Source organism: Pseudomonas sp. GM49 (genome assembly GCF_000282355.1).
In the GTDB taxonomy this organism is placed as follows: domain Bacteria; phylum Pseudomonadota; class Gammaproteobacteria; order Pseudomonadales; family Pseudomonadaceae; genus Aquipseudomonas.
Genome location: NZ_AKJL01000319.1, coordinates 1 through 12,354 on the forward strand (window position 1 = coordinate 1; position 12,354 = coordinate 12,354).

At 61.1% G+C, this 12,354-nt stretch carries 12 protein-coding genes and 1 tRNA gene; 7 read left to right on the forward strand and 6 right to left on the reverse strand.

Annotated elements, in window-relative coordinates; translation table 11 throughout:
- Nucleotides 1-212: 212 nt before the first annotated feature.
- Together leuD and leuC are read right to left on the reverse strand one after the other, a co-directional pair.
- Nucleotides 213-821, reverse strand: a complete 609-nt coding sequence (gene leuD, locus PMI29_RS01840; protein WP_008004003.1) for a 3-isopropylmalate dehydratase small subunit — start codon at nucleotides 819-821, stop codon at nucleotides 213-215.
- A gap of 3 nt (nucleotides 822-824) precedes the next feature.
- Nucleotides 825-2,246: a 3-isopropylmalate dehydratase large subunit gene (gene leuC, locus PMI29_RS01835; RefSeq protein WP_008004005.1), complete on the reverse strand. Its 1,422-nt coding sequence runs from the start codon at nucleotides 2,244-2,246 to the stop codon at nucleotides 825-827.
- A gap of 250 nt (nucleotides 2,247-2,496) precedes the next feature.
- On the opposite strand from leuC, the gene PMI29_RS01830 reads away from it, so the two are divergent.
- From PMI29_RS01830 to PMI29_RS01820, 3 genes are all read left to right on the forward strand, one after another.
- Nucleotides 2,497-3,120, forward strand: a complete 624-nt coding sequence (locus PMI29_RS01830) for an NIPSNAP family protein (protein ID WP_008004007.1) — start codon at nucleotides 2,497-2,499, stop codon at nucleotides 3,118-3,120.
- 117 nt (nucleotides 3,121-3,237) lie between these two features.
- Complete coding sequence (locus PMI29_RS01825) at nucleotides 3,238-3,618, forward strand: RidA family protein (RefSeq protein WP_008004009.1); 381 nt, start codon at nucleotides 3,238-3,240, stop codon at nucleotides 3,616-3,618.
- 244 nt (nucleotides 3,619-3,862) lie between these two features.
- Nucleotides 3,863-5,851 carry a peptidase U32 family protein gene (locus PMI29_RS01820; RefSeq protein ID WP_033052775.1) on the forward strand — a complete coding sequence of 663 codons (1,989 nt, stop codon included), beginning with the start codon at nucleotides 3,863-3,865 and terminating at the stop codon, nucleotides 5,849-5,851.
- A gap of 41 nt (nucleotides 5,852-5,892) precedes the next feature.
- Here PMI29_RS01820 and PMI29_RS01815 read toward each other — a convergent pair whose 3' ends face one another.
- Nucleotides 5,893-6,474, reverse strand: coding sequence for a hypothetical protein (locus PMI29_RS01815; protein ID WP_033052776.1), 582 nt, complete (start codon nucleotides 6,472-6,474; stop codon nucleotides 5,893-5,895).
- A gap of 113 nt (nucleotides 6,475-6,587) precedes the next feature.
- Entirely contained in the window at nucleotides 6,588-7,016 is a 429-nt protein-coding gene (locus PMI29_RS01810) for a hypothetical protein (RefSeq protein WP_008004016.1), read from the reverse strand.
- Nucleotides 7,017-7,334: 318 nt separating this feature from the next.
- Here PMI29_RS01810 and PMI29_RS01805 point away from each other — a divergent pair.
- Nucleotides 7,335-7,409 (forward strand) — tRNA-Gln (locus PMI29_RS01805).
- 98 nt (nucleotides 7,410-7,507) lie between these two features.
- On the opposite strand, the gene PMI29_RS01800 is transcribed toward PMI29_RS01805, so the two are convergent.
- Entirely contained in the window at nucleotides 7,508-8,170 is a 663-nt protein-coding gene (locus tag PMI29_RS01800; RefSeq protein ID WP_008004018.1) for a glutathione S-transferase family protein, read from the reverse strand.
- Nucleotides 8,171-8,358: 188 nt separating this feature from the next.
- Between PMI29_RS01800 and PMI29_RS01795 the strand changes: the two genes are divergently transcribed.
- Both PMI29_RS01795 and PMI29_RS01790 read left to right on the forward strand, forming a co-directional pair.
- Nucleotides 8,359-9,291, forward strand: coding sequence for a GlxA family transcriptional regulator (locus PMI29_RS01795; protein ID WP_008004019.1), 933 nt, complete (start codon nucleotides 8,359-8,361; stop codon nucleotides 9,289-9,291).
- Between the two features lie 101 nt (nucleotides 9,292-9,392).
- On the forward strand, nucleotides 9,393-10,367 hold the full coding sequence (locus PMI29_RS01790; protein ID WP_008004022.1) for a nitrilase-related carbon-nitrogen hydrolase: 975 nt from the start codon (nucleotides 9,393-9,395) through the stop codon (nucleotides 10,365-10,367).
- A gap of 68 nt (nucleotides 10,368-10,435) precedes the next feature.
- Here PMI29_RS01790 and PMI29_RS01785 read toward each other — a convergent pair whose 3' ends face one another.
- Entirely contained in the window at nucleotides 10,436-10,942 is a 507-nt protein-coding gene (locus PMI29_RS01785; RefSeq protein ID WP_008004024.1) for an HvfX family Cu-binding RiPP maturation protein, read from the reverse strand.
- Between the two features lie 333 nt (nucleotides 10,943-11,275).
- Here PMI29_RS01785 and PMI29_RS01780 point away from each other — a divergent pair.
- Nucleotides 11,276-12,354, forward strand: a 1,079-nt coding sequence (locus tag PMI29_RS01780) for an aldehyde dehydrogenase family protein (RefSeq protein ID WP_008004025.1), incomplete at its 3' end; no start/stop codon positions are given.

A 12,354-nucleotide genomic window follows, 5' to 3' on the forward strand; every position in this document is an offset into this window, starting at 1 on the left:
ATCGTTAACGACCATCGCGAGCAAGCTCGCTCCTACAGGAATCTGCTCGGCCCGTTGCAACGTGGTGCCAATGGCATCCAGCCCCACCGGCGTCATTATCCTCTGTAGGAGCGAGCTTGCTCGCGATGGATTCAAGAGCGCCGCGTTTAGCCAGTAAACACGCGTTATCGTTAACAACCATCGCGAGCAAGCTCGCTCCTACAGGATCCTTATCAGACCAGCCAGGGATTTTCCGCCAGGTGCCGGGCTTCGAACTGGCGAATCTGTTCGGCGCGTTGCAACGTGGTGCCAATGGCATCCAGCCCCAGCAGCAACGAATGCTTGCGCAGTTCATCGATCTCGAACGGGATCACGTTGCCGTCAGCCAGTTCGATGGTTTGCTCCGGCAGGTTGACGCTGATTCGAGCCGTTGCCGGGTTGCTGGTCAACGCGGCAATCTGCTTGAGTTGATCCTCGGTCAGCTGAATCGCCAATACCCCATTGCGCTGGCAGTTGTCGTAGAAAATGCCGGCGAAGCTGGTGCCGATCAGTGCCCGGATGCCCACTTGTTTCAGGCCCCAGACCGCATGTTCGCGACTCGAACCACAGCCGAAATTGGCGCCCACCACCAGAAACGCAGCCTCGCTCCAGGCCGGTTGATTGAGGATGAACCGCGGATCGGGTTCGCCGGACTCAAGGAACCTCAAGTCAAAGAACAGACCCTTGTCCAGGCCCTTGCGATCAATCCCTTTGAGGAACTGCTTGGGCATGATCACGTCGGTGTCGATGTTTGCGGCCAGGAGCGGGGCGGCGCTGCCGCTGACGATAGCGAAAGGTTGCATGGTTCAAGCCTCCAGCGCGAAGGTGCGCACGTCGGTCAAGTGTCCGGTAATCGCTGCGGCGGCGACCATGGCTGGGCTCATCAAATGGGTGCGCGCACCGGCGCCTTGCCGGCCTTCGAAGTTGCGGTTGGTGCTTGAGGCGCAGCGATCACCGGGGGCGAGCACATCGTCATTCATGGCCAGGCACATCGAGCAACCCGACTGGCGCCATTCAAAACCGGCGTCGAGGAAAATCTGCGCCAGCCCTTCGTCTTCGGCCTGGTCACGCACCATCGTCGAACCGGGAACAATCATGGCCCGCACGTGGGCCGCCACCCGTTTGCCGCGCACGACGCGGGCGACATCGCGCAGATCCTCGATGCGCGCATTGGTGCAGGAGCCGATGAAAGCGTGGCTGATCACCACGTCGCTGAGCGGCATGCCCGGTTCCAGGCCCATGTAGTTCAAGGCGCGTTGCATGCCCTGACGCAGGATCAGGTCCGGCTGCGCGGCAGGGTCCGGCACATGCCCGCCCACCGGTGCGGCCTGATCGGGGCTGGTACCCCAGGTGACCATGGGCTCCAGTGCCGCGACATCCAGGGTGACTTCGCGATCGAACACCGCACCTTCGTCGCTGTGCAGGCCTCGCCATTTCGCAGCAGCCTGTTCCCACCGCTGGCCTTGAGGGGCACGGGGCTTGTGTTGCAGATAGGCAAAGACCTTGTCATCCGGCGCCATGAACGCGCCTCGGGCGCCTGCCTCGACGGCCATATTGCAGATGGTCATGCGGGCTTCGACGCTGAGGTCGCTGATCGCCGGGCCGGCGAATTCAATGGCGTAGCCCGTGGCGCCCGAAGCGCCGATTTTCTCGATCAGGGCCATGATGATGTCCTTGGACGTCACGCCAGGCCCGAGCAGACCATTGACCGTCACGCGCATCGTCTTCAGGCACTTGTAGACCAGGGTTTGCGAGGCCAGCAGGTGTTCGATTTCCGAGGTGCCGATGCCGAAACCGAAGGCGCCCAGGGCGCCGTAGGTGGTGGTGTGGCTGTCGCCGGCGGCAACGACCATGCCGGGCAGGATAAAGCCTTGTTCAGGGGCCACGACGTGCTCGATGCCCTGGCGCTTGTCCAGCACATCGAACAGTTCGATGCCGAAGTCGCGGCAGTTTTCTTCGAAGTAGGACACCTGACGGGCGCCGCCGGCGTCCGGCATGGCGGCAACGCGTGTCGGCGCCGTGGGATTGACGTGGTCGACCACCGCCAGCGTCGCGCTCGGCCGCCAGGCTTTGCGACCTGCGTCGCGCATGCCGCTGAAGGCTTGCGGGCTGGTGTATTCGTTGGCGACCTGGCGGTCGATGTACAGCAGCACGTGGCCCTGATCGTCGAGGGCGCAGACGGTGTGACTGTCGATATGTTTCTGGTAGAGCGTTCTGGGGCTGTGCATGGTGTGGGCTCTTGTTGTCATGCGAGATCACGGAAACGTACCCACAGCATATTCGTCGCCATTCCTGCATCAAGCGCCATTAAGTGAAGGCATTGAACACGTTGTGTGAATTATCGATGACTGCCCGGCGTAAAGAAATTACCTGGAATACTGGGGGAAATGCCGTAATCGATGGGATTCGTCTCAATACCCCGTCGGCAGGGGCTGCCTTAGGCTGTGGGCTTTTGGCAAACAAGTCGGCGGAGTCGCTATGCGTTTATTTGAACTGATCACCTTCACTGTGCGGGTGCGCGCGGTTGTGCAAGCATTGGCGCAGATCGAGGCGGCGCTGGACGACCCGAAAGCAGGCGGCACGTTGATGGGCTGCTGGGCCTCGGAGATCGGCCCGTTGAACCAGATTGCCGTGCTGCGCGGCTATGGGAACGAACACCTCAGGCAAGCGGAGCGCGAGCGTTTCCTGCTGGAGGGCGGGGCGTTTGGCGTCAACGAGTTCATCACCGACCTGCGCATCGAAAACTACACGCTGTTTCCCTTCCTCGAACCCTTGAGTGCCGGCCAGCACGGTCCGTTCTATGAGTTGCGCGTCTACGACCTGGTCAGCAGCGGGTTGCAGCCGACACTCGACGGCTGGAGCAACGCCATTGAAGCGCGGACCGCCGAGCAATATTCGCCGGTGTACGCGGCGTTTTATGCCACCGACGGCGCGCTGCCGCGCTATCTGCACATCTGGCCGTGGGCCAGCCTTGAGCAGCGCTTGCGGGTACGCACCCAGGCGGTCACCGACGGCGTCTGGCCGCCGGAAAACTCCGGCCCGCAACTGCGCGACATGTGCTCGACGATCTACCTGCCGGCGAAGTTTTCCCCCTTGCAATGACGAGGGCTCGGCTCATGCGCAGGCGAGTGCTGCGGATTAGCGACGCGCCGGGAATGGCCCTGTAAACTGGCGGCGCAAAAGGCGCTCGCCTTTCCCTTTCAAGCAAGAGAACTTCCAATGGCAAACCACGACCTGACCTTTACGCCTGACCTCGATGCCGATTCGATTTCTTCCGACGTCGTCGGTTTCGGCGGTGTGCTGGTCTCCACCCAGATCCCCACCCGTGCCGACGGCAGCCTGGAACTGGGCGACATCACCCTGCAAAGCGAATGCACCCTGCAAGCGCTGAAGGTCGCGCTGGAACGTGCCGGCAGCTCCATGGACCGCGTGATGCACCTGACCATCTACCTCACCGACATGGCCGACCGCGCCGCGTTCAACGAGGTCTACAAGCGCTACTTCGCCAAGCCGTGGCCGGTGCGCGCTGCTGTCGGGATTGCCTCGTTGGCGGTGGAAGGCATGCGTGTCGAAGTGACGGCGATGGCTGCCAAGGCCTGATTGCTGCGATACATACAAAGCCCCTGTGGGAGCGAGCCTGCTCCGGGCGGCGCTCCGACGATGACGGAGTGTCAGTTTGCACAAGCGTTGACTGACCCACCGCTATCGCGAGCAAGCTCGCTCCCACAGGGGTTGAGGCAGGTCAGGCCTACCCGAAACACCATCGGGCACCACACGGGTGCCGGTCAGGCGTTTCGCCGCTACAATGCACGCCTCGACCGTGACAAGCCTGACTAAAAAAATTATGTCTTTGCCCAAACATCACCTGGAATTGCTCAGCCCTGCCCGCGATGTCGCCATCGCCCGCGAGGCCATCCTGCACGGCGCCGACGCCGTGTACATCGGCGGCCCGAGCTTCGGCGCTCGCCACAACGCCTGCAACGAGGTGAGCGAGATTGCCGAACTGGTGGAATTCGCCCGTCGTTATCACGCGCGGATCTTCACCACCATCAACACGATCCTGCACGACAACGAACTGGAGCCGGCCCGCCAGTTGATCCACCAGTTGTACGATGCCGGCGTCGATGCGCTGATCGTCCAGGACCTGGGTGTGATGGAGCTGGACATCCCGCCGATCGAATTGCACGCCAGTACCCAGACCGACATCCGCACTCTGGAGCGGGCGAAGTTCCTCGATCAGGCCGGTTTCTCGCAACTGGTGCTGGCCCGCGAGCTGAACCTCAAAGAGATCCGCGCCATCGCTGACGAGACCGACGCGGCCATCGAGTTCTTTATCCATGGCGCGTTGTGCGTGGCATTTTCCGGCCAGTGCAACATTTCCCATGCGCAAACCGGGCGCAGCGCCAACCGCGGCGATTGCTCCCAGGCCTGCCGTCTGCCGTACACCCTCAAGGACGAAAAGGGTGGTGTGATCGCCTACGAAAAGCACCTGCTGTCGATGAAGGACAACAACCAGAGCGCCAACATCCGCGCCCTGGTCGAGGCTGGCGTGCGCTCATTCAAGATCGAGGGCCGCTACAAGGACATGGGCTATGTGAAGAACATCACCGCCTACTACCGCCAGCGCCTCGACGCCGTGCTCGAAGACCGTCCGGACCTGGCCCGTGCCTCCAGCGGCCGCACCGCGCACTTCTTCCTGCCCGACCCGGAAAAAACCTTCCACCGTGGCAGCACCGATTACTTCGTCACGGACCGCAAGATCGATATCGGCGCCTTTGATTCGCCGACCTTCACCGGTTTGCCGGTGGGTGTGGTCGAGAAAGTCGCCAAGCGTGACATGCAGGTCGTGACTCACGAGCCGCTGTCCAATGGCGACGGCCTCAACGTGCTGGTCAAGCGTGAAGTGGTGGGTTTCCGCGCCAACATCGCCGAGCCCAAAGGCGAGTTCGAGGAGGACGGCGAGAAGCGCTATCGCTATCGCGTCGAGCCCAACGAGATGCCGGAGGGGATGTACAAACTGCGCCCCAACCACCCGCTGAATCGCAATCTCGATCACAACTGGCAACAGGCGCTGCAAAAGACCTCTGCCGAGCGTCGCATTGCCCTGAGCTGGGCCGCTCGCTTGCGTGAAGACCAACTGGAACTGACCGCTACCAGCGAAGAAGGCATCAGCGCCAGCGTCACCCTGAACGGCCCGTTCGGCGCCGCCAACAAACCGGAACAGGCGCTGGAGCAATTGCAGGATCTGCTCGGCCAGTTGGGTACCACGCAGTACCACGCCATCGACATCAAGCTGGACGCGCCGCAGGCGTACTTCATCCCGAACTCGCAGCTCAAGGCCTTGCGCCGTGAAGTGATTGAAGCCTTGACCGAAGCGCGGGTCGCCGCCCACCCGCGTGGCAGTCGCAAGGCCGAAACCACACCGCCGCCGGTGTACCCGGATTCGCACCTGTCGTTCCTGGCCAACGTCTACAACCAGAAGGCCCGCGACTTCTATCACCGCCATGGCGTCAAGCTGATCGACGCGGCCTACGAGGCCCACGAGGAGACCGGTGAAGTGCCGGTGATGATCACCAAGCACTGCCTGCGTTTCTCCTTCAACCTGTGCCCGAAACAGGCCAAGGGCGTGACCGGCGTGCGCACCAAGGTTGCACCGATGCAACTGATCCACGGCGATGAAGTGCTGACGCTGAAGTTCGACTGCAAGCCTTGTGAAATGCACATCATCGGCAAGATGAAAGGCCACATCCTCAACCTGCCGCAACCGGGCAGCGTGGTCGGTCACATCAGCCCCGAAGACCTGCTCAAGACCATCCCGCGCGCGCCACACTGAGTGACCGGTGGGTGCGCCGCAACGGCGCGCTCACCGATTGTTCAATACCCTTTGTAGTTGAAGTAAACGAATGCCACGGCAACAGCCAGACCAAACGCTGCCAGGGCTTTTGTTCGTGCGGTTGCCTGGAATTCGCTTGACGTTTGCTCATGGGGTTGCGAGTACGCGGTGGCGTCATGTCGACGCTGCAGCATGGCCCAATAGGTGTAATGCAAGCCGATCAGCAGGGAAATGGCCATCAGGCCGAGGATCAGCCAACGTATCGTTGCCGGTTTTCCAGCGGCGGATATGCTGATCTCGTGTTCACAGGCCGCGCTCTCGGACTCCAGGACGGAAATGGGCTGGTAAACCGTCGAAGGCCGCTGTGCGTCACTGTGTATCGCCGCCATTTGTTCCAGGTCCAGTGCCTGATACTTCCAGAGTGTCGTCGATCCTTCCCGGCAGTAGGTGAACGCAGTGGGGCTCGAGGCGCCGATGATGCACGCGTCGTCGATACCGATTTTTTTCAGGGTTTCCATCGCAGACCGTGTGAAGTCCATTTCGAGGAGGGGAATGACGCCGTTGGCAGACACCGCGACCGACACCAGCAGGTTCGCGATGGCGCAGAGGGTTGATGTTTTCAAGGTCGAGCCCCCCACGTTTTCACAGGATTTTTGTCATAAACGCGGGGTCTGGTTGCAACCTGCTTTTGCTGAAGTCTAGACGCTGGCGACAATCCTGGAGCTGGCGGTCGACATTATTCACAGGTGTCGGCGACGGCTTTTTCAGCCCGCTTGAATTCCTGTTTGACGTCGGTGGGGATGCGTTGCTTTTTCAGTTCCTGACCGAGGAAGGGTTGATCTCCCCGGGAATGGACCTCTGCGTCCTCGGCCGTTATCTGTGCCTCGATGGCAGCGGCGTGCTTGTCGATGACGGCATCGACCTCGGCTTCATTCTTGGCGGTATCGAGTGCCTGGACCAACTGGCCGGCCTCGGCTTTTTCAGCTTCGGCATAGGCTTCGACCGTCAACCCTGAGGCCAAGGCCCGTGCCTGGGTTTCCAGGCCATTGAGATGCTCCCGTGCGGCCTTGCAGACCGCTGCCTGTCGCTGGCTCTGGATGTGTTCCCAGGTGTTCAACCCATAAATCGCGGTCCCGAGTACCAGAAGGGTTGCAGCGGCCCCCATTAATTTGCCTTTCACTTTTGGCGCCCTCAAATGGCAAGGGAAGGGTGTTGCGCAAACGATTCCCGATTCAATTCGAGTAAAGAAAAGCGTAGCAGAGCTGGTCGGGCTGAATGTGCGCCGATAACTCTCCGAGATCCGGCTCAATACTAAGCGCCTGTTTTAATGAACAATTTTTTTGTTTGGACTTCCCAGACGAAGAAAATGTTGGTAAATTTGCGCCCACTCTTGCAGCGGCCCTCAGGGAGCCAGTTGCAAGCGGGCAGCAGGTCTTGTTGCCACTCAAGAAAGCGAGTGCCAGGCACTCATCGCAACAGATACAGGGGCGTCGCCAAGCGGTAAGGCAGCAGGTTTTGATCCTGCCATGCGTTGGTTCGAATCCAGCCGCCCCTGCCATTTTTTATTCCTGCCTAATCAGATAACACTCGACCGACGGTTATTATTCGTCGATTCGCCGGTGTTTTGCCTCCCGTTCCCCAGTCGCGCTGGCGCCACTAGCGAAAGCGCTCCGGGATGGCCTCGGCAAACGGATACCAGGAAAAATAGGGCCTTGCCTCGTCGATGACCCGTTCGACCGAGGGCCTTTGGGTCAACCTGTCGAAATAAGCACTCAAGTGGCGATGATCGTCGGGAAAGGCTACGAGGGTGCTGGCGTAGAACAGCGCCGGGGCGGCGGCGCAATCGGCCATGCTGAACGCCCGGCTGGCCACCCAGGTTCTTGCTGTCAGTTGACGTTCAAGCATGCCGTACGCGGTCATCAGCGCGGCGCGTTCCCGGGTCAGGTCGCCATTGGCGGCGTTCAGGCGGTCACTGACGATCTTCTGCATGGGCACCTGAACATGCAGGTCGAAAAAACGATCCCACAGGCGTACGTCCAGTGCGGTTTGCCAATCATGCGGAATCAGGTGCGCCTGGCCGGGATGAAGCCGGTCCAGGTACTCGATGATCACGCTCGACTCCGGCACATCCTTTTGCCGGGCAAGGTCGCGAAGCACCGGAAACTTGCCGATCGGCCACAACGCTTGAAGCTCGGCCCGGTCGGCATCGTTGCCCAGGTCGATGATCCTTTTTTCAAACTCGATTCCCAGTTCATAGAGAGCGATCAGCGCTTTGTGGCAGAACGATGAGAGCGGATGGAAATAAAGAGTCAGTGACATCCTTCAATTCCTCGGTGAGATGGAAACCTTTTCATTATCCGTCGCCATCCGCCGATGCGCGAGGCGCTCTGTCCTGGTGCTCGCGATGCCGGTCGGCGCCACCCTGATGTCCGGTGCCTGCTGTTCGGGTTAGAGTGTAGATTCTCTGGCCTGAATATCAGGCATGCCGCGTTTAGGGTCATATTGCCATGCACCAGATCGGACTCATTGTTTACCCCGGTTTTCAGGTTCTGGGCCTGGCCATGTGTGCCGCCTTCGAGTTGGCCAACAGTGCCAGTGATGAGCCGTTGTACAGCATTGCGTTACTGTCCGAACCGGGCGGCCTGGTGCAGACGTCCGCCGGTTTTGCTGTACAGACCGAAGCGTTCGACCAGCGCTTGTTCGATACGCTGCTGGTCATGGGCGATAACCTGATCCGCCCGACCACACCGGGCATGCTGGAGTTTTTGCGCCGCGCCAGTCACGGCACCCGGCGTCTGGGCTCAATTTGCACTGGGGCGATTGCGTTGGCGGAGGCCGGTTTGCTCGAGGGTCGGCGGGCGACCACCCACTGGGCGCATGTGCCGGCCTTTCGCAAGGCGTACCCGAACGTGAAGGTCGAGGAAGACCGGATCTTCATCAACGATGGCCACCTGTGGACCGCGGCGGGCATGAGCGCTTGCGTGGACCTGGCCTTGGCGCTGGTGGAGAAGGATCTGGGCGTCGATGTTGCACGCAAGGTCGCGCGGCAATTGGTGGTGTATCACCGGCGTTCCGGCGGACAGTCGCAGTTTTCGGTGATGCTGGAACTGGCCCCCAAGACTGATCGCATACAGGCCGCGTTGAACTACGCCAAGCAGAATCTCAAGTCCGCGCTGTCGGTCGAGGCGCTGGCCAGCGCGGCCAATCTCAGCCCTCGGCAATTCAGCCGGGTGTTTCATGCCGAAACCGGCCAGTCTCCGGCCAAGGCCATCGAAAACCTGCGGGTCGAGTCGGCCCGGTTGATGATGGAAAGCGGGCGGTACTCCATCGATGTGGTGGCGGCGGACACTGGTTTTGGTGATCGGGAGCGTATGCGTCGCGCATTCATTCGTGCGTTCGGGCAGCCGCCGCAGGTGATTCAGCGTGCCAGTCGGGGCTGAATCGTGATGTCCTGAAAAGTGGTGTATACGACATTCAGGTCTTTATATTATTGTTGTAATCTTTATCTCGTTGAACCATTTCCCTCAATGAGATCACCGCCATGACCCTCGTCAAAGCCGCCGCCGTACAAATCAGTCCCGTTCTTTACAGCCGAGAAGGCACCGTCGACAAAGTGGTGCAGAAGATTCTCGAGCTCGGCGAGCAGGGCGTGCAATTTGCCGTGTTCCCGGAAACCGTCGTGCCGTACTACCCGTATTTTTCCTACGTGCAGTCGCCTTTCGAAATGGCCGCCGAACATTTGAAACTGCTGGACCAGGCTGTCACCGTGCCTTCGCACGCCACCGATGCCATCGGCGCGGCGGCCAGGCAAGCGGGCATGGTCGTGTCCATCGGCGTCAACGAGCGCGATGGCGGCACGCTGTACAACACGCAGTTGTTGTTCGATGCCGACGGCTCGCTGATCCAGCGTCGCCGCAAGATTTCCCCGACCTACCACGAACGCATGATCTGGGGCATGGGTGACGGCTCCGGCCTGCGGGCCGTTGACAGCGCGGTAGGGCGCATCGGGCAACTGGCCTGCTGGGAGCATTTCAACCCGCTGGCCCGTTATGCCTTGATGGCCGATGGCGAACAGATCCATGCGGCGATGTACCCGGGGTCGTTTGCAGGTCCGTTGTTCGCCTCGCAAATGGAAGTCAGTGTTCGCCAGCATGCCCTGGAGGCCGCGTGCTTTGTGGTCAATTCCACGGCATGGCTGTACCCCGAGCAACAGGCGCAGATCATGGCCGACACCGGTTGCGCCATCGGCCCGATCTCCGGCGGTTGCTATACCGCGATCGTCGGCCCGGACGGTGTGGTGCTGGGGTCGTTGCAGGAAGGTGAGGGCGAGGTGATCGCCGACCTCGACATGGGGCTGATCGACAAGCGCAAACGCATGATGGATTCCCGCGGCCACTACAGCCGCCCGGAACTGCTGAGCCTGCTGATTGACCGCACACCTCAAACCCATGTGCATGAACGCAGCGCGCATCCGAAACTGGCCGAACAGACCGGGATGGAAGAAGTGATCGGTTAGTTTCAGGCAAAAAAAACAGGGGACTTCATGGAAGTCCCCTCTTTTTTGTCCGCGTTGCAGATTGCGTTTCAGCGACGCCAGAAGAATCGAGCCAGCAGCGCATCGATGCCGAACTTGCCGCCACCCGACAGCAACAACGGCGTGAGGGCCACAAGGTAGATCAATGGCAGTTTGAAGTTGCCGTAGCCCTTGTTGCTGATGGCATAGCCTTGGGCAAGTTCACTCAGGGTATGCCAGTCGGCGGGCCAATGGATGGCGGCGGTTGCGACGAGAGTCACCACCATCAGGCTCAACGCCGAAAAACGCGTGCCCAGGCCCAGCAGCAAGGTCATGGAAAAGATCAGTTCGGCCCACATCGACAGTTCCCAGTTCAGCGTTGCTGGAAGGTGGTCGAACGGAAACGGGAAGCGCTCCTGGATATCGGTGAACCAGTTCTGGCCGTTGAATTTTTCCAGGCCGGACTCGAAGAATTCCCAGGCGAGAAACACCCGCAGTGCCAGGGGGGCAACCCAGTCGCCGGCACGGTCTAGGTTCAGGTGCAGGCCTTTGACGGCCGAAGAAATGGAGGTGCTCATGGACGTTGATCTCTTTCAGGTCAGGGAAGCGGGGCAACGGCATGTCCCGTGAGTTGAGCGTTTTGATCGGCGTGGCCAATCGACAGGCGTATTTCATCAACGGGGTGTATCTGCGGTGTGTCGTTGTGGTGGGGTTTTGAGTGCGGGGTGTGTCAGGGGCGGGGCTGTACACACTGAGATACGTAAGCGGTACCTCTGTGCGAGCCTGCTCGCGATGGCGGGGTGTCAGTCGACATCAATTCTGACTGTCCTGCCGCTATCGCGAGCAAGCTCGCTCCCACAGGGAAATTGCTATACATTTTCCGGCCGCCCCCTGCATGGTGTAACCGCTTCATGTCTCTTGCGCTCGAACGTCTAGTCGCTGGCACGCCGATCCCTTTCGCCGGTAATCGTGTCACTGTCGTCAGCCCCGAGCTGGCGCAACGCTTCCAGCCCGGTGACCACCTGCTGGTGGAGCAGGTCAGCGGCGAGTTGCTGCTGATCCCCGTGGCGGACCAGCAAGCGGCCAACGTCGCGATCGAGCGCGCCCAAGCGGCGTTTACCGCGCTGTCGGCGGTGTCCGATCAAGCGATCAGCGCCTTCTTCGACCTGTTTGCCCAACGCCTGGAAACCCCGGAATGCTGGGCCTTGATCGAAGCCGCCAACCTGGCCGACATCGAGCGGGCCAAGGCGCGCGGTCGCTCGACCACCCGGTTGCTGGCCGATGAGCGCATGCGTCGCGACATGATCGCCGGCCTGCGCGCATGGCGTGATGCCGCGGCCAGCCGTGGCAAGGTGATCAGCTGCGTCGAGCACGATGGCTGGAAGGTCGAGCAAGTGGTCTCGCCATTGGGCATCGTCGCCTTCGTCTTCGAAGGCCGGCCGAATGTGTTTGCCGACGCGGCCGGTGTATTGCGCACCGGCAACACTGCGGTGTTGCGCATCGGCAGTGATGCGTTGGGCACCGCCCAGGCGATTGTTGCCCATGCGTTGAATCCCGCACTGAACGATGCCGGATTGCCAGCTGGTGCGGTGTCGCTGGTGGAAAGCGTCAACCATGCCGCCGGTTGGGCGATGTTCGCTGACCGGCGTCTGTCATTGGCGGTGGCCCGTGGTTCGGGTCGCGCCGTCAGCCAGTTGGGCAGCATCGCGCAACAGGCCGGTACGGCGGTCAGCCTGCACGGCACCGGTGGCGCGTGGCTGATCGCCAACGCCGATGCCGATGCCCGGCGCTTTGCCGCCGTGGTGCGCAACTCCCTGGACCGCAAGGTCTGCAACACCCTGAACGTCTGCCTGATTCACCGCGACCGCGCCGCTGAACTGGTGCCGCTGTTCCTCGATGCACTCAAGCAGGCCGGCACCGCACGGGGGCAGGGTTGCAAGTTGCACATCGTCGAAGGCAGCGAGTCGCACCTGCCGCAAGACTGGCTGGG